This is a genomic window from Nonomuraea sp. NPDC003709 (genome assembly GCF_040610775.1).
In the GTDB taxonomy this organism is placed as follows: domain Bacteria; phylum Actinomycetota; class Actinomycetes; order Streptosporangiales; family Streptosporangiaceae; genus Nonomuraea; species Nonomuraea angiospora_A.
This window is the reverse complement of the sequence record NZ_JBEXMW010000046.1, coordinates 1-15,633: the sequence shown is the minus strand read 5'-3', so window position 1 is coordinate 15,633 and position 15,633 is coordinate 1. Positions and strand designations below refer to the sequence as shown.

General features: G+C 71.9%; 16 protein-coding genes and 1 pseudogene. 9 read left to right on the top strand and 8 right to left on the bottom strand.

Going from position 1 to position 15,633, the window contains the following annotated elements; translation table 11 throughout:
- Positions 1–63 precede the first annotated feature (63 nt).
- Both ABZX61_RS62070 and ABZX61_RS62065 read left to right on the top strand, forming a co-directional pair.
- Positions 64–1,578, top strand: a complete 1,515-nt coding sequence (locus ABZX61_RS62070) for a helicase HerA-like domain-containing protein (protein ID WP_355211739.1) — start codon at positions 64–66, stop codon at positions 1,576–1,578.
- A gap of 164 nt (positions 1,579–1,742) precedes the next feature.
- On the top strand, positions 1,743–2,393 hold the full coding sequence (locus ABZX61_RS62065; RefSeq protein WP_355211736.1) for a DUF6069 family protein: 651 nt from the start codon (positions 1,743–1,745) through the stop codon (positions 2,391–2,393).
- 57 nt (positions 2,394–2,450) lie between these two features.
- Here the strand turns inward: ABZX61_RS62065 and ABZX61_RS62060 are convergent, their stop codons facing one another.
- Positions 2,451–3,518, bottom strand: coding sequence for an alkene reductase (locus tag ABZX61_RS62060; protein WP_355211734.1), 1,068 nt, complete (start codon positions 3,516–3,518; stop codon positions 2,451–2,453).
- Positions 3,519–3,680: 162 nt separating this feature from the next.
- Here ABZX61_RS62060 and ABZX61_RS62055 point away from each other — a divergent pair, with 162 nt between their 5' ends.
- Entirely contained in the window at positions 3,681–4,214 is a 534-nt protein-coding gene (locus tag ABZX61_RS62055; protein ID WP_355211731.1) for a MarR family winged helix-turn-helix transcriptional regulator, read from the top strand.
- Here the strand turns inward: ABZX61_RS62055 and ABZX61_RS62050 are convergent.
- Positions 4,180–4,650, bottom strand: a complete 471-nt coding sequence (locus ABZX61_RS62050; protein ID WP_355211728.1) for a nitroreductase/quinone reductase family protein — start codon at positions 4,648–4,650, stop codon at positions 4,180–4,182. The genes ABZX61_RS62055 and ABZX61_RS62050 overlap by 35 nt on opposite strands.
- Complete coding sequence (locus tag ABZX61_RS62045) at positions 4,647–5,075, bottom strand: PPOX class F420-dependent oxidoreductase (protein WP_350741448.1); 429 nt, start codon at positions 5,073–5,075, stop codon at positions 4,647–4,649. The genes ABZX61_RS62050 and ABZX61_RS62045 overlap by 4 nt, the downstream gene beginning before the upstream one ends.
- Positions 5,076–5,144: 69 nt before the next feature.
- Between ABZX61_RS62045 and ABZX61_RS62040 the strand changes: the two genes are divergently transcribed.
- On the top strand, positions 5,145–5,642 hold the full coding sequence (locus ABZX61_RS62040; RefSeq protein WP_355211725.1) for a MarR family transcriptional regulator: 498 nt from the start codon (positions 5,145–5,147) through the stop codon (positions 5,640–5,642).
- 21 nt (positions 5,643–5,663) lie between these two features.
- Here the strand turns inward: ABZX61_RS62040 and ABZX61_RS62035 are convergent, their stop codons facing one another.
- The gene (locus tag ABZX61_RS62035) at positions 5,664–6,614 is read right to left on the bottom strand and encodes a helix-turn-helix domain-containing protein (RefSeq protein ID WP_350741451.1); all 951 of its coding nucleotides are present in this window, start codon (positions 6,612–6,614) and stop codon (positions 5,664–5,666) included.
- A gap of 151 nt (positions 6,615–6,765) precedes the next feature.
- Here ABZX61_RS62035 and ABZX61_RS62030 point away from each other — a divergent pair, with 151 nt between their 5' ends.
- Entirely contained in the window at positions 6,766–7,173 is a 408-nt protein-coding gene (locus ABZX61_RS62030) for a DUF6010 family protein (RefSeq protein ID WP_355211722.1), read from the top strand.
- A gap of 8 nt (positions 7,174–7,181) precedes the next feature.
- On the opposite strand, the gene ABZX61_RS62025 is transcribed toward ABZX61_RS62030, so the two are convergent.
- Complete coding sequence (locus tag ABZX61_RS62025) at positions 7,182–8,330, bottom strand: acyl-CoA dehydrogenase family protein (protein WP_355211719.1); 1,149 nt, start codon at positions 8,328–8,330, stop codon at positions 7,182–7,184.
- Between the two features lie 84 nt (positions 8,331–8,414).
- Here ABZX61_RS62025 and ABZX61_RS62020 point away from each other — a divergent pair, with 84 nt between their 5' ends.
- From ABZX61_RS62020 to ABZX61_RS62005, 4 genes are all read left to right on the top strand, one after another.
- Entirely contained in the window at positions 8,415–11,987 is a 3,573-nt protein-coding gene (locus tag ABZX61_RS62020; protein WP_355211716.1) for a serine/threonine-protein kinase, read from the top strand.
- A gap of 129 nt (positions 11,988–12,116) precedes the next feature.
- On the top strand, positions 12,117–12,284 hold the full coding sequence (locus ABZX61_RS62015; protein ID WP_355211713.1) for a hypothetical protein: 168 nt from the start codon (positions 12,117–12,119) through the stop codon (positions 12,282–12,284).
- Between the two features lie 90 nt (positions 12,285–12,374).
- Positions 12,375–12,713 (top strand): hypothetical protein, encoded by a 339-nt coding sequence (locus tag ABZX61_RS62010; RefSeq protein ID WP_355211711.1) that lies wholly within the window; start codon positions 12,375–12,377, stop codon positions 12,711–12,713.
- 69 nt (positions 12,714–12,782) lie between these two features.
- On the top strand, positions 12,783–14,024 hold the full coding sequence (locus ABZX61_RS62005) for an MFS transporter (RefSeq protein WP_355211708.1): 1,242 nt from the start codon (positions 12,783–12,785) through the stop codon (positions 14,022–14,024).
- Between the two features lie 180 nt (positions 14,025–14,204).
- Here ABZX61_RS62005 and ABZX61_RS62000 read toward each other — a convergent pair whose 3' ends face one another.
- From ABZX61_RS62000 to ABZX61_RS61990, 3 genes and pseudogenes are all read right to left on the bottom strand, one after another.
- On the bottom strand, positions 14,205–14,735 hold the full coding sequence (locus ABZX61_RS62000) for a hypothetical protein (protein ID WP_355211705.1): 531 nt from the start codon (positions 14,733–14,735) through the stop codon (positions 14,205–14,207).
- Between the two features lie 82 nt (positions 14,736–14,817).
- Complete coding sequence (locus ABZX61_RS61995) at positions 14,818–15,318, bottom strand: NUDIX domain-containing protein (protein ID WP_355211702.1); 501 nt, start codon at positions 15,316–15,318, stop codon at positions 14,818–14,820.
- 93 nt (positions 15,319–15,411) lie between these two features.
- Positions 15,412–15,633 (bottom strand): annotated as a pseudogene (locus ABZX61_RS61990) (transcriptional regulator); the annotation flags it as partial.

The window sequence follows — 15,633 nt, the reverse complement described above, 5'->3', positions numbered from 1 at the left end:
TTTCCGTGACATATTCATCACAATGGGTAACAACATTGCGGGGATGCCACACGGGGAGAGCCGATGAAGGGATACGACGTCGAGGGACCGGCACTGGAACTCGGGGCCCTGGTGCGGGAGGACGGCACCGCCGACCCCTCGGAACAGATCCGCATCTCTCTCGGCATGCTGAACCGGCACGGACTGGTCGCCGGCGCCACCGGAACGGGGAAGACCAAGACCCTCCAGCTCATGGCGGAGCAGCTCGCGGCCCAGGGAGTCCCGGTGTTCCTGGCCGACATCAAGGGGGACCTGTCGGGGCTCGCCTCGCCGGGCACGACGTCCGAGCGCGTCACCCGGCGGGCCGCCGAGGTGGGGCAGACGTGGCAGCCCATGGCCTGCCCGGCGGAGTTCTTCTCCCTGGGCGGCCTGGGGACCGGAATCCCGATCCGCGCCACCATGACCGCCTTCGGGCCGACCCTGCTCGCCAAGGTCCTCGGCCTCAACGAGACGCAGGAGTCGTCGCTCGGCCTGATCTTCTATTTCGCCGACAAGCACGGGCTGCCCCTGCTCGACCTCAAGGACCTGATCGCGGTCATCCGGTATCTGACCGACACCCCGGAGGCGCTGAGCGGGATCGGCGGGCTGTCGGCGGCGACGGCGGGCGTCATCCTCCGGTCGCTGACCAACTTCGAGGCGCAGGGGGCGGAGGCGTTCTTCGGCGAGCCGGAGTTCGACGTGCGCGACCTGCTCCGGGTGACCGGCGACGGCAAAGGGATGGTCTCCGTTCTCGAGCTGCCCGCCGTGCAGGACCGGCCGCAGCTGTTCTCCACCTTCCTGATGTGGCTGCTCGCCGACCTCTTCCACGTGCTCCCCGAGGTGGGCGATGTCGACAAGCCGAAGCTCGTGTTCTTCTTCGACGAGGCGCACCTGCTGTTCGACGACGCGTCCAAGGCGTTCCTGCAGTCGATCACCCAGACCGTGCGGCTGATCCGGTCGAAGGGCGTCGGCGTCTTCTTCGTCACCCAGACGCCGAACGACGTGCCCTCCGACGTGCTGGCCCAGCTCGGCGCGCGCGTGCAGCACGCCCTGCGCGCCTTCACCCCCCAGGACGCCAAGGGGCTCAAGGCCACGGTCTCGACCTTCCCCGCGTCCTCCTACGACCTGGAGCGGCTGCTCACCGAGCTCGGCATCGGCGAGGCCGTGGTCACGGTCCTGTCGGAGACGGGCGCGCCGACCCCCGTGGCCTGGACGCGCCTGTGCGCGCCGCAGACGCTCATGGCGCCGTCGAGCCCGGACGTGGTCCAGGGCATCATCGCCGCCTCGCCGCTGCAGCAGAAGTACGGTACGGCGGTCGACCGCCAGTCCGCCTACGAGATCCTGTCCGCGAAGCTGGCCGAACAGCAGCAAGCCGAGGAACCCGCCGCCGAGGCCCCACGCGAGCCGGCGCGGCCCAAGGAGCCGGCGCCGAAGCGGTCCACGCTGGAGAGCGTGCTGGAGTCGAAGGAGTTCCGCTCCATGGCGCGGTCGGCGGCCTCCGCCCTCGGCCGGGAGATCACCAGATCCATCTTCGGCACCGCCCGCCGCGGACGGCGCTGACCCGGAGCACGTCCGGCCAGGCCGTCCCCGTCGGGCCGGCGGCGAATCGGGCCCGGAGGTGACTCACGGTGATCGGCTTGGAGCGGAAAGCGGCTTTACCCTCTTGACGGCGCGTGTAAGGTGCTCGAAGTGCCTGATCAGCATCCGCGACAAGGGTGATTCGCATGTCATACCCCTCCCACGATGGCTACGATCGCCGCCCGGCTCCGGCCCGGCCGAGGGTGAATCCCGCGCGAGTATGGGGAGGCGGCGTGGCGGCCGCCGTGGTGGCCGCACTGATCGTGGTGGTCGGAGTCATGATCAGCAAGAGGCTGCTCGGCATCCGCGTCCTCACCCCCGACGGGGCGCCCGTCTACGGCAGCTCGGCGACCACGGGATACGCGATCTCGGCCGCCGCCCTGGCGCTCATCGCCACGCTGCTGCTCTACATCCTCATGCTGTCGACCCCGGAGCCGAACAGGTTCTTCGGCTGGATCGCCGGGCTCGGCACCGTCATCATCACGCTCCTTCCGTTCATGAACTCCGCGGCCCTCATCCCGCAGATCGCCACGGCCGTCATCAACCTGATCATCGGCGTCGCGATCGTCTCGCTGCTGGCGTCGATCGGGCGTACGGCCATCGAGGAGGTGCCGGATCAGGGCTCGTACCCGTACGAGCAGCCCCGCGGATACGACCAGCCCCGGGGGTACGAGCAGCAGCGCGGATACGAGCAGCAGCGGTACGACCAGCCCCGGCACGAGCAGCCCCGGCACGAGCGGTCGCGCGAGTACGAGCAGCGCGGATACGAGCGCCGGGACCACAACCCGTACGACTGACCGCCCGGTCCGACCACCGGTTTCGGTTGCCGCAGAAGGCCTCGACCCGCGGGCGGGTCAGGTGAGGGCCGGGTAGTCGGTGTAGCCGCGGTGGTCGCCGCCGAAGAAGGCGGCCGGGTCGGGGGTGTTGTACGGGCCGCCGGCCACGAGGCGGGCGGGCAGGTCCGGGTTGGCCAGGAACATCGAGCCGAAGGCGATCATGTCGGCGGTGCCGTCCTCCACCAGGTCCAGCGCGTCGGGTCCGGTGGGGGCCGGATGGGTGAACGGGTTGAGGATGAGCGCGCCGGGCCAGTCCTTGCGCAGGCGGCGGGTCAGGTCGCGGTCCGCGCCTTCCACCAGGTGCAGGTAGGCCAGGTCGAGCGGGACCAGCCGGGCTACGAGAGCGCCGTACGTCTCCTCGACATCGTCCTCGGCGATGTCGTTGTACGGGTTGCCGGGCGAGAGACGAAGACCGACCCGCTGCCCGCCGATCGCCCCGGCCACGGCGGTGGCCACCTCGGCGGCGAAGCGGATGCGACCCTCGGCCGAGCCGCCCCAGGCATCGGTGCGGCGGTTGCTGTTGGGAGCGAGGAACTGCTGGATCAGGTAGCCGTTGGCGCCGTGGAGCTCCACCCCGTCGAACCCGGCGGCGATCGCGTTGCGGGCCGCGGCGGCGAAGTCGTCGACGGTCCGGCCGATCTCGGCCTCGGTCAGCTCCCTGGGAGTGACGAAGTCCTTGGGGCCCTCGTGGGTGTAGATCTGCCCCTTGGCCGGCACGGCGGAGGGGGCGACCGGGTGCAGGCCGTCGGGCAGGAGGCTGGGGTGGCCGATGCGGCCGGTGTGCATGATCTGCGCGAAGATCACGCCGCCCGCGCCGTGTACGGCGTCGGTGACCTTCCGCCAGGCCGCGACCTGTCCGGCGGAGTGCAGTCCGGGGGTGTCGGGGTAGCCCTGGCCGACCACCGACGGCTGGGTGCCCTCGGTGACGATCAGGCCGGCGCCGGCCCGCTGCGCGTAGTAGGTGGCCATCAGCTCGGTCGCGCCGGCGCCGGGGCCGTAGGCGCGGCTGCGGGTCATGGGGGCCATGACGATGCGGTTGGCCAGGCGCTTGCCGCCCAGTTCGTAAGAGTCGAATGCCGTTGGCATGATCACATTCCTTGTGGGGAGGTGCTACATAGCGTTACCTGTTCGAGCAAGTAAGTTCGCGGATCCATTCCGGGCGGCCGCGTGATCCATGTCACGCCTGGCGAGAAGCCGTTCCGATAGGATGAATGCTTGTTCGAGCAGCCACATTCACGGGAGAGGCCGATGGGCTCAGCGAAGAAAGGCGCCGAGATCGCGGCGACGGCCGCCACCCCGCTGCCGCCCTCCGTCCAGGCGGGCCCGCTCAACCACGCGATCATCCGTGTCGCGCGCCTGCACCGCATGCTCGCCGCCCAGCTCCTGCGCCGCGTCGGCCTCCACCCCAGCCAGGAGCTGGTCATGATGCAGCTGTGGGACCGCGGCCCCCAGCGCCAGACCGACCTGGTGCGCATGCTCGGCTCCGACGCCGCCACCATGACCCGCACCATCCAGCGCCTCGAGCACGCCGGCTTCGTCCGCCGCCGCCCCTGCGCCACCGACAGACGCGCCACCATCATCGAGCCCACCCCCGCCAGCCAGGCCCTGCGCCGCGAGGTCGAGAACATCTGGGCCGAGCTCGAAAGCAGCGTCGCCGGCGGCCTGACCCCCGATCAGCAGGCCGACGCGCTCGACGTGCTCGAACAGATCGAGGCCGGCCTCGCCCGCGCCACCACGCAGAGCACCCTCACTCCTGGCCGGATCGGGGTACCAGGCGAATGATCGGCAGTTCCCGGTCGGTCTTCACCTGATACTGGGCGAAACGGGGCGCGGCGGCGACGATCTGCTGCCAGGCCTGTTCGCGTTCCGCGCCGTGGAGCTGCTCGGCGACCACCGGCACCGTGCGGCCGTCGACCTCGATCCGCACCTGGTCGGGGTGGGCGGCGAGGTTGTAGTACCACGCCGGGTTCCCCACCGCCCCGGCCGCCGAGGCCACGATCAGCCAGTTGCCGTCCTTTCCGGGGAACCAGCCGACCGGTGTCGTACGCTCCAGCCCGCTCTTGCGGCCGACGGTCGTCAGGATCAGGGCGTTGAAGCCCATGAACGTCCCGCCGCCCTTGCGCCGGAGCCGTCTGGCCATCAGCGCGTTCAGCCATCGGAACGCCCGGCCGGCCGGCTGGCGGGCGCCCCGGGTCCCCGCGGGGGTGTCGAAGCTCATGCGATCTCTCCATCATCGGTCGGGTGGACGGTGCGGCGGACCTCGACCTCGCGGTCGTGGCCGAACGGCAGCCCCTCCAGGTTGAAGCTCCACGACACCGCGGGGGTGATCCGCATGTAGGACGCGAGCCCGAACTGGCCCTGGCGTTCGACGAGTTCGGCGTCGCCGTAGATGCGCAGGTAGCGCGGCGTCCACGGATCGGTCGAGGGCAGGTCGTCGATGACGAGGGCGACCTTGGTGTTCCCGTCCCGCACGTTGCGGAACTTCCTGGTCCTGTCCGGATCGATGCCGCCGACGTACACGTGCGTCCCGTCGAAGTCGAACCCCACCGGCACCACGTCCGGCTGGCCGTCGTCCGAGACGGTGGCGATGCGGGCCAGTCGCTGGGACCGCAGGTAGCCGATCTCTTCTTCGCTGAAAGACATGCTGAACCCGTTCGTTAACGGAGCGTACTGTATGCGGCATTAACTATATGCCCCATGTACCGTAGTGCCGTGAACAAGACGGCGCAAGCAGGGCAGGAAGACGCGACGGAGGCCCGCCATATCGGCGACCCGCGGACGGACGTCGCCACCGCGCTGCACCAGCTCTCCACCCTGGTGCAGGGCATCTACCTCCGCGTCTCCGAACGCCACGACCTGACCCCGGTCCAGGCCAGGCTCCTGTGCGTCCTGCTCGACGGCCCCCGGGGCATGGCCGAGCTCGCGCAGGTCTTCGGCGTGGAGAAGGCCGCGCTCACCGGCCTCATGAACCGGGCCGAGCGGCGTGGTCTCGCCCAGCGATCAGCCGTGCCGGGCGACCGGCGCGCGCTGCAGGTGACGCTGACCGACGCCGGTCATGATGCGGCGATGGCGTTCCATGCCGAGGTCAGCGTGGAGCTCGACCGTCTCGTCGCACCGCTCGCGCCCGACGTCCGCGAGCGCTTCGGCGACACGATGGCCGAGATCATCGAGAAGTGCCGGGGGTCGGGCGGCTGCGCCGGACACCGCTGACCTCCGCGGGCCCCCGAAGGCTCAGGAGGCGTTCGTCCGGAAGGAGGAGCGGTAGGACTGCGGCGTGACGCCGACGACGCGCTTGAACCGCTCCCGGAACGCGGTGGCCGAGCCGAACCCGGCCTGCGCGGCGATGCGTTCCACGCCGTGGTCGGTGTTCTCCAGCAGGAACTGCGCCCGTCGTACGCGTGCGCGCAGCAGCCACTGCAGCGGCGTGGTGCCGGTCTGCTCGCGGAAGCGGCGGCTGAAGGTCCGCTCGCTCATCCCGCCGCGCAGGGCCATCTCCGCCAAGGTCACCTCCTGGGCGAGGTTGTCCTCGATCCACGACAGCACCGGCTCCAGCAGCGACCCCTGGGGCACCGGCGGCTGGGCGTGGACGATGAACTGCGCCTGCCCGCCCTCCCGTTCCAGGGGCATCACCGACAGCCGGGCCGAGTCCGCGGCGACCGCCGAGCCGAAGTCGCGCCGGATGATGTGCAGGCACAGGTCCAGGCCGGCGGCGGCCCCGGCCGAGGTGAGGATCTGGCCGTTGTCGACGTACAGGACGTCCGGCCGCACGTCCACCCGCGGGAACTGCTGGGCCAGCCGGTGCGCCGCCGCCCAGTGCGTGGTCGCGCTCAGCCCGTCCAGCAGCCCGGCCGCGGCAAGGGTGAACGCCCCCGCGCAGATGGAGGCGATCCGGGTGCCGGCGGCGGCCGCCGCGCGCAGGGCGTCGAGCACCTCCGGCGCGGGTGGGGCGGCCCGCTCGGAGCAGCCCGGCACGACGATCGTGTCCGCCTCCCGCAGCGCCCGCAGGCCGTGCGGGGCGATGAGCGTGAAGGCGCCGCCGGCCACCTGCGGCGTCGCGGCGCAGACCAGGATCCGGTACGGGCTGCGCCCGTCCGCCAGCCGGGCCCGCCCGAACACCTCGATGGGCGTCGCCAGGTCGGCCGCCACCACATGGTCCAGAGCCAGGACCGCCACCGTGTGCATGAGGACACGGTAGGCGCTCACGGGTTCGGGCCGGATGGCGGGAACCCGTGGGAAATTGTCGATCCAGCCCATGGGGAGTCGTGGCCGCGCGCTCTAGCGTTGCGCTGCGAGAACCGGAGAACCCCAACCTCAGAACGGATTGCCACACCCCATGTCCGTCATCATGCCGATCGTCATCGGGCTGATCTGCGTTTCCCTCCTGTCCCTGATCCCCGAGCCGCATCGGCGCCAGGTCAACGCCGTGCTGGTCGGCGGGGCCGGCGCCGCCTACCTCAGCGGGGGCGGACTCGGGTACTGGGAGTTCGTCCTGCCGGTCGTCATGACCTACGTCGCCTACCGGGGGCTCGGCAGCTGGACCTGGATCGGCATCGGCTGGCTGCTCCACACCGCCTGGGACGTCCTGCACCACCTCCAGGGGAACCCCCTCCTGCCCTTCTCCGCCCTTTCCTCCTTCGGCTGCGCCATCTGCGACCCGGTCGTGGCGCTGTGGTGCTTCGCGGGCGGGCCGTCGATCGTCACGTGGGTCCGCACCCGCAAGGCCGCGACGCCTCAGGCATAGGGCCCCGGTCAGTCCAGCCCGCCGCGTTTGACCAGCTGGGCGGCGATGACGTTGCGCTGGATCTCGTTGGTGCCCTCGCCGACGATCATCAGCGGCGCGTCGCGGAAGTAGCGTTCCACGTCGAACTCGGTGGAGTAGCCGTAGCCGCCGTGGACGCGTACGGCGTTGAGCGCGGCTCTCATGGCGGCCTCGGAGGCGAACAGCTTCGCCATGCCGGCCTCCATGTCGCAGCGCGCGCCGCTCTCGTAGCGCTCGGCGGCGTGCAGGATGAGCTGGCGGGCGGCGGTGAGGTCGGTGGCCATGTCGGCGAGGTGGTTGCCGACGGCCTGGTGCTTCCAGATGGGCTTGCCGAAGCTCTCCCGCTCCTGCGCGTAGCGCAGGGCGTCGTCGAACGCCGCGCGGCCCACCCCCAGGGCCCGGGCGGCGACCTGGATGCGGCCGACCTCCAGGCCCTTCATCATCTGCGCGAAGCCGCGGCCCTCCTCGGCGCCGAGCAGGGCGGTGAGCGGTGCCCGGTGGTCCTCGAAGACCAGCTCGCAGCTCTCGACGCCCTTGTAGCCGAGCTTGGGCAGGTCGCGCGAGACCGTCAGGCCCGGCCCGTGTTCGATGAGCAGGATGGAGATGCCCTTGTGGCGCGGCCGCGCGGAGGGGTCGGTCTTGCACATGAGGGCGATCAGCTGGGAGCGGCGGGCGTTGGTGATCCACGTCTTGGCGCCGTTGACCACGTAGCCGTCGCCGTCCCGGCGGGCGGCGGTGGTCATGGCCTGCAGGTCCGAGCCACCGCCGGGTTCGGTCAGCGCCATGGTCGCGCGGATCTCGCCGGTCGCCATCCTGGGCAGGTAGTGGTCCTTCTGCTCCCGCGTGCCGAAGGCGAGGATGAGCTTGGACACGACGGTGTGCCCGCCCATGGCGCCGGCCAGGCTCATCCAGCCGCGGGCGAGCTCGGCGGTGACCAGGGCGTAGCACGGCATGGACACCGGAGCCTCGCCCCAGGGTTCGGGGATGGCCAGGCCGAAGATGCCCAGCCGCTTCATCTGCTCGATGAGCTTGTCCGGGTATGCGTTGGCGTGTTCCAGGTCGCGGGCGACGGGCCGGACCTCCCGCTCGACGAAGTCGCGGACCGTGTCGACGACGGCTTGTTCCTCGGTGGTGAGCATGGGTCCTGCGTCCTCTGCTGATCTTGTGGCCGGCGCCGAGCACCCCGCCCGAACCGGCGGCGGTGATCGGCCATCTAACGAACCATGACAGCAGACCCGCTGCGTCCGGGGGATCCGTCGAGGCTGGGCCGCTACCGGCTGGCGAGCAGGCTCGGCTCGGGCGGCCAGGGCGTCGTCTACGAGGGCTACGACGAGGCGGCCAACCGCGTGGCGGTCAAGGTCCTGCACGCGTACCTGTCCGGCGACTCTCCCCTGCGCCGCCGCTTCACCTGGGAGGTGACCGCCGCGCGGCAGGTCGCCTCGTTCTGCACCGCCCGCATCCTGGATCACGACCTCGAAGGCGAGCGCCCCCACATCGTCAGCGAGTTCGTCCCCGGCCCGAGCCTGCGCGCGGCGGTGGCGGAGGGGGCGCCGTTCTCGGGTGACCCGCTGCACCGGCTGGCCGTGGGCGTGGCCACCGCGCTGGCCGCCATCCACCAGGCGGGCGTGGTGCACCGCGACCTGAAGCCGGAGAACGTCCTGATGGGGCCCGACGGGCCACGAGTGATCGACTTCGGCATCGCCAGGGCGGCGGGCCTGTCGATGACCTCGACGGGCGAGCTGGCCGGGACCCCGATGTACATGGCGCCGGAGTTGTTCTCCGGGGGCCGGGCCGAGCCGGCGGCCGACGTGTTCGCCTGGGGGTCGGTGGTGCTGTTCGCCGCGACGGGGCGCGACGCGTTCACCGCCCCGACGACGATCGCGGTCATCAACCGGCTGCTCAACCACGACCCTGACGTCGATGTCCTGCCCGAGGGGCTGCGCGAGCTGGTTCGCGCCGCGCTGTCCAAGGACCCGGCCGCGCGTCCTTCCGCGCAGCGCCTGCTGCTGACGCTGCTCGGCGGCGGAGGCGAGCGCGCGACGCTGGCCGAGGGCGCCCAGGCCGCGGCAGGGGTGCGGCCTCCCGGCGGGCCGGCCGCCGACCCGGCGCTCGGCGCGGTGGCCGAGCGGTTCTACGCCGGGCTGCCGGCGTCCGAGCGCGAGGTGGCGCGCGATCTGCTGCTGCGGCTGGTGGACGTCCGCGACGGCGACGAGGCGCCACGTACCGCCACTCTGGACGAGCTGATCGAGGTACGGCACGAGGCCGCCGAACGGGTGCTCGCCGCGCTCGAGGAGGCCACGCTGGTCCGCCGCCAGGGAGACGGGGTCGTCATCGGCAGCGCCGCCCTGCTGTACGCCTGGCCCCGGCTGCACGAGTGGGTGACCGGCGACCGCGACGCGCTCGGACGCCACCGCGAGCTGGGCGAGGCCGCCCGCCGCTGGGCCCGTGGCGGCCGCCGCCCTGAGGACCTCCTCCGCGGCACCGCACTGCGCCACGCGCTGGACTGGACCGGCGCCACGCATCTGACCCTGAACACCACGGAGCGCGAGTTCGTCGAGGCGAGCAGGGCCGGGTCGGCGCGGCAGAGCAGGCTGCGGCGCCTGATCACCACCGGCGTGGCGGTCCTGCTCGTCGCCTCGCTCACCGCCGGCACCCTCGCCTGGCAGCAGTCGCTCAGGAGCGACGAGGCCGGCCGGCGCCTGACCGAGGAGCGGTCGCAGGCCGCGGCGCGGCGGGTGGCGCTGCAGGCGGACGCGCTGCGCGGGACCGACCCGGTGAAGGCGATGCTGCTCAGCGTGGCGGCCTACCGCATCGCGCGGGTTCCCGAGGCACGTTCGGCGGTGCTGAGCTCGCTCGCCCAGCAGGAGCAGTCGGTCTTCACGGATCCCGCCCCGGCCAACGAAGGGCGGGCGCTGAGCCCCGACGGGCGGACGCTGGTCAGCGCGGGCGCCGGGCGGGTGACCGTCTACGACGTGGCGACGGGGCGGGCGGCCAGGACCTTCGGCGGCATCGGCGAGGCGCCCGTCACCGCCGCGGTGGGTCCGGACGGTGACACGCTGGCGCTCGCGGGGGGCGGCAGGCTGGAGCTGTGGAGCCTGCGGACCGGGCGGCGGCTGGGCGAGGGCGGCTGGATGCCCGGAGGCTCGACGAGCTATGACGGCCGCCCGGCGAGCCTGGAGTTCAGCCCCGGCGGGGGCTACATCGTCGTGCGCGCCAACCTGGGCGGGCCGTACGTCGCGCTGTGGAACGTGGCGCGGCGGGCGCTGGAGAAGCAGGACGGCTACGTGAGCCACGCAAGTGTCGGCCCCGGCGACCGCTTCGCCGCCCTCGAGATCACCGAGCACGACACCGTGACGACGCTGCGGGCGTTGCCGGGAGGGGGAACTCCGGCGGGCGAGCGGCTCCCCGGCCGTGGCCTGCCGGGGCAGGTCACGGCCATCAGCCCCGACGGCGCGCTGGCCGCTGTGGGCGGGCGGAAGGGCATGACGCTGTGGAGCCTGTCCACCGGCACGCGGGACCGGCGCAGCTTCCCCGGCCCGGGCACCGAAGCCGTCTTCAGCGACGACGGCCGCTTCCTGATCGCCTTCGACAACTGGGCGGGCGGCCGCATCACCCTGTGGCGGCTGAGCGACGCGGCCCCGCTCCTGCGGCTCACCGTCGCGTCCAGGATCGTCGGGGCTCCGCGGTTCGGCCCAGGGAACCGTACGCTGAGCATCCTGGACGACGCCGGGCAGGTGACCACCTACGACATCAGCCGGCAGACCGGCCCTCGGCGCGTCGTGCCCGCCGGCGCTCTGCAGCCGCGGTTCACCGCCTCGGGGAGCCTGCTGCTCGCCCGGACGGGCGACGCCGTGCGCGGCTGGTCGGTGCCCGGGTTCACCGAGACCCGGCGGCTCGACGTCGGCAGGAAGGGCGAGCCGATCATGCGGGTCAGCCCCGACGGTCGCACGGTCGTCACGATCTCCTCGGAGGATCTCACCACGGGACCCACGTTCTGGGACGCGGCATCCGGGCGGAAGCTGGGTTACCTGGCCCTGCAGTCGGCGGACGTCAGGGCGGACATGCAGATCAGCCCCGACGGCCGGCTGCTCGCCCTCAGCTCGGCCATGGCCAACGACTACACCGGCGCGGGCGAGGTCGTGGTCGTCGACATCGCGCGGCGCGAGCGGGTCATGCGGTTCGGCCCGGTCGCGGGCGGCCCGCTGTCCTTCAGCTCCGACGGCAGGTTCCTGGTCACCGCCGACGCCGCGGGTGCCGACGTCATCGACCTGGTGACCCGCAAGGTGCTCCCCCGCGGGCAAGGCCCCGGGACGCTGGCCGTGGGGTGGATGGTCCTCGCGCCGAAGGGCCCGCTCGGCGCCTCGCCGTACGGGATCAGAGCGGTGGCCCTGTGGGACACCCGCACCTGGCGTACGACGGGTCAGGTGTTCAGGGTGCCGGGAGACGTCGTGGGGGCCAGGTTCTCCCCCGACGGGCGGATCCTGGCGGTCGCCCACGACACCAGGGTGACGCTGTTCGACACGGTCGCGGGCCGGCAGCTCGGCGCCGCCTGGACCGTGACCACCGGGGCGTTCGATCCGTACGAGCTGCACGACCTCATGCCGGCGCTCGCCTTCACGGCCGACGGCTCGGCCCTGCGCGTGGTGGGGCTCGACGGCGCGTTCCAGGAGCTTCCGGTCGACCCCGCGCCGGCCGTCCGGATCGTGTGCGAGCGGGCGGGCCGCCGGCTCACGCAGGCGGAGTGGCACGAGCACGTGGGATCCGACGTGAGTTATCAGGAGGTCTGTCCCGCTTAGGCGAGGGTTAGCCATGGCGGACTGGAGTGCTGGCTTCAAGCGTCCAAGCTGGACCGTGAGCTGATCGAACTGCGCCGGGACCTCCACCGCCACCCCGAGACCGAGGGTCAGGAAGAGCGAACCGCCGCGGTGGTCTCGCGGCCGGGCCTCGACGTCACCACGGGTGTCGGGGGGCACGGGGTCGTCGCGGTCCTCAGCGGCGCTCGTCGCGGCCGTACGGTCGCCTACCGGGCGGGCATGGACGCGGTGCCGCCGCGCGAACAGATCGGCGGCGGCACGCAGGCGGCTCATCGGTGACCTTCCCCGAGGTCCCGTTTCCCGCCACGGTCTGTCCGGAACGGGAGGGCCAGGCGATCAAGCGGTACCTTCAGCGGACGGCCGGGCCGGGTGCGCACGTTGCAGGCCGCGGTGCCGTTCAGTGGCGAGGACTTCGCGCTGTTCCTCGATCGGCTTCCCGGCACGTACACCTTTCTCGGCGTCCGGGCTCCCGGGGCCGCCATCGAGACCAGTTACCCGTACTTCGGCGCCTTCACCCCGGACGAGCGTGCCATCGGCCACGGGGTCCGCGCGACGGCCGGCTGGCTGGCCACGCGGACCCGCACGGCCGGCGGGGGCATCCCAGACCACCAGCACCGATATCGAATTGGTTATCCCCCTGGACACATATCGATATTGGACATGACCCGGCGGCCTCTGCTCTCCTCTTGCAGTGCAGATCGAGAATGAGGGGACGACCGAGCCGCAGTGCCCCGACGTCCTCCGGCAGGCATCGGGATCGTGAGAACGACCCGGCCCATGGCGCCGAGTACGTCCGCCCCGCATCCGAGCCGACCGCTCGCCGGGGACCCCGCGCCTCCGGTGCGCCCGCCGGGCAACGGCCGCCACGTGCTCGCCGTCGTCGTCGGAGTGCAGCTGGCCATCTCGATCGGGTTCTTCGCGGTGATGGCGCACCTGGTCACGTACCTGCGCCACGACCTCGGCCTGCTCGCCGGCACCATAGCCGTGGTGCTCGGGGTGCGCGTAGCGCTGCAGAACATGCTGTTCCTGCCGGCCGGCGCGATCACCGACGCGGTGGGACCGGCCCGCGCGGGAGCGCTGGCCTGCGCCCTGCGGGCGGCCGGTTTCGGCCTGCTGGGAGTCATCGACGGGCCGGCCGGGTTGCTCTGCTCGGCGGCGGTCCTGGCGGTGGGCGGGGCCCTGTTCCACCCGGCCGCCCAGTCCCTGCTTGCCGGGGTGCAGCCCGAACGGCGTGCGAAGGGCTTCGCGGCCTACGTCGTCGCCGGCCAGTTAGGGGCGGTGGCCGGCCCACCCGTCGGGCTGGCCCTGCTGGCCGGCGGATTCGGGCTGCTGTCCGCAGCGGCGGCGGGCGCCTGGGCGGTCGGCGCCGTACTGTTCCTGCTGCTGCCGGCCGAACGCGGCGCCGGCCGTCTCCACGTACGCAGGCTCACGGGTGGCGTGTCGGCGGTGCTCCGAGACCGAGACTTCCGGCGCTTCGCCATGACCGCCGCGCCGACGACGCTGCTCGCCGACCAGATCGTCACCGTGGTCCCGCTCAAGGAGGTCGGGGCAGGTTCGACGACCCTGTTCTTCTGCGTGGTGGCGGTCGCCATGGCCGCGGTCCAGCCCTGGTGCGCGGCCGGCGGGCGCGGCGAACGTCCCTGGGTGCTCAGAAGCGGCCTGGTCTGTGCCGGCCTCGGCTACCTGGCGCTGCTCGCGATGCCCTCCGGCGAGGGCGGACCCCTCGTCATCCTCCTGGTGGCCGCGGTGCTGCACGGGCTGGCCCAGGGGCTGATGCAGTCGGCGCTGTTCCAGACGGTCACGCGGTGCGCGCCGTCCGGACGGTTCGGGGTCTATTTCGGCCTGCTCAGCTTCGTCGCCGGGGTGGTCACGTTGGCCGGCGGGTTCGTGGTCGGCCGGCTGTTCGACGCCGGGGGTGGCGCGGCGGCCATGGCGCCGGCGGGGCTCGCGCTGATCGCGGTGCTCTCCGCCGCCGTCCTGCGGCTTCCCGCGAGCACGACGGGTCGTGATCTTCGCTGACGGCACCCGCACCCATTCGAGGCTGCGCGAGCTTGTCCCCGACTGATAGCGTGGGGATCGCGAGGCCATGGGAGGGCTTCCTTCTCACTTTTGGAAAAGTCATCTAGCCTTCCCGCTTTCCTCGCGTTCAGGCCGTGAGACATTCTGCGGGCTCCCTGCGAGCCAGGGGCCCGCAAGGGTCTATGGCCGCTCAGGCGCTTCCTCCACACTTCGCCGATGCCATTCCGCCAGCTCCACCAGCAATCCATCGGCGGCCCCACCGAACATCGCCGCGAGCGCTTGTTCGCTGTCCACCACCACGACGGTGTCGAGCAGGTCCGCCCGCAGCCTCGCCGCTCTCGGATCCCCGGCGCCGTCAGGGTCGAAAGCGGTGGCGGCCAAGAACAAACCGCCGACGCCTGCCAAGGTGCCGGCCTGGTGGGCCTGGGTGCCGAGCACCGCGGAAGCGTTCGCGGGCGCGGCAGGCAGTGCCGGCTGACCGTCGCGGAGCAGAAGCGCGAGCGGGCGGACGGGGACCGTTTCCCCTACCTCGCCGTCCGGCACATGGGCGCCGCCGTCGCGGCCGCGTGTCACACCGGACGGATATCCCCATGGCCGGCCGCTGTCCTGGTGCTGCACACTCGCGCGCGTGAACAGACCCCCCTCGGCATCGACGACAAGGTCTCCAGGCTGCCATCGCTCGCCATCGAGCGGTGCGTGCGTGTCCTTCATGGTGGGCAGGGTACGCCCCGACTACGACAAATGACCCGACAAGACGTCCGCATCCTGATCGGCATCCCGCTCATATCGGAGGTCAGCCGTCGACGAGGATCGGGTGGCGGGGCGGGCCTTTGGCAAGGAGGGCGGCCAACAGGTGCGGCAGCCCGGCGGGGCGCAGAAGATCGGCGGTCTCAGCCAGTTCTTGTGCCGTCCACCAGCGGTGGCCGGTGATGCTCGCCCTCTCGAAGTCCTCCATGCGGGTGGTGTCGATCTCCGAGATGGGAACGCGGGCCAGGTAGTAGCGCTGCCGGACCTCATAGGTGACGCCGCCCCTCTCCGTGGTCCAGGGGCGTCCTCTCCACACCTCCGGCCCCAGCGCCACATCCGCCAACCCGGTCTCCTCGCGCAGCTCACGCAGTGCCGCAGCTTGATGGCTCTCCCCGGGCTGGAGACCGCCGCCGGGGGTGTACCAGCGAAGCGTGCCATCGCGTTGGTCGCGGCTGGAGAACAGCAGGAGCCGATCGGCGTCGTCGATGAGAACGACACGTGCGCTGGGACGTGGGACCAAGCCATCCGCCGTTTCCACCACGATCATTGTCTCCCCTGAAAGCAATCCTCTCCAGCCCTTCGGTGCCCCCGCTCGTCGGATGTTCAAAGACCTGAGGTCCAGAGCTCTGGCCCCCCTCGATCACGTGGCCGCTCCTGGGCCTGGTAGCAGGTCGACGTCGCCGGCGTGCATCGGCCGGCCGCAGTGGGCGCAGCGCAGGTCGGTACGGCTGATCTCGCCGCATGCGTGGTGGCGGTAGAGCACGGGTGGTCCGGCCTGGCCGGCGAGCCATTTGTCGCCCCAGCCGGCCATGACCATGAGCAGGTCGATCAGTTCGGTGCCTTTGACGGTCAGGTGGTACTC

Bases quoted from the DNA above. Each gene is read 5' to 3' on its own strand.
- ABZX61_RS62030 (WP_355211722.1), top strand. From the start codon at position 6,766: ATGTCCGTCATCATGCCGATCGTCATCGGGCTGATCTGCGTTTCCCTC.
- ABZX61_RS62005 (WP_355211708.1), top strand. From the start codon at position 12,783: ATGGCGCCGAGTACGTCCGCCCCGCATCCGAGCCGACCGCTCGCCGGG.
- ABZX61_RS62025 (WP_355211719.1), bottom strand. From the start codon at position 8,330: ATGCTCACCACCGAGGAACAAGCCGTCGTCGACACGGTCCGCGACTTC.
- ABZX61_RS61995 (WP_355211702.1), bottom strand. From the start codon at position 15,318: ATGATCGTGGTGGAAACGGCGGATGGCTTGGTCCCACGTCCCAGCGCA.
- ABZX61_RS62050 (WP_355211728.1), bottom strand. From the start codon at position 4,650: ATGAGCTTCGACACCCCCGCGGGGACCCGGGGCGCCCGCCAGCCGGCC.
- ABZX61_RS62045 (WP_350741448.1), bottom strand. From the start codon at position 5,075: ATGTCTTTCAGCGAAGAAGAGATCGGCTACCTGCGGTCCCAGCGACTG.
- ABZX61_RS62060 (WP_355211734.1), bottom strand. From the start codon at position 3,518: ATGCCAACGGCATTCGACTCTTACGAACTGGGCGGCAAGCGCCTGGCC.
- ABZX61_RS62070 (WP_355211739.1), top strand. From the start codon at position 64: ATGAAGGGATACGACGTCGAGGGACCGGCACTGGAACTCGGGGCCCTG.
- ABZX61_RS62035 (WP_350741451.1), bottom strand. From the start codon at position 6,614: ATGCACACGGTGGCGGTCCTGGCTCTGGACCATGTGGTGGCGGCCGAC.
- ABZX61_RS62020 (WP_355211716.1), top strand. From the start codon at position 8,415: ATGACAGCAGACCCGCTGCGTCCGGGGGATCCGTCGAGGCTGGGCCGC.
- ABZX61_RS62055 (WP_355211731.1), top strand. From the start codon at position 3,681: ATGGGCTCAGCGAAGAAAGGCGCCGAGATCGCGGCGACGGCCGCCACC.
- ABZX61_RS62000 (WP_355211705.1), bottom strand. From the start codon at position 14,735: ATGAAGGACACGCACGCACCGCTCGATGGCGAGCGATGGCAGCCTGGA.
- ABZX61_RS62065 (WP_355211736.1), top strand. From the start codon at position 1,743: ATGTCATACCCCTCCCACGATGGCTACGATCGCCGCCCGGCTCCGGCC.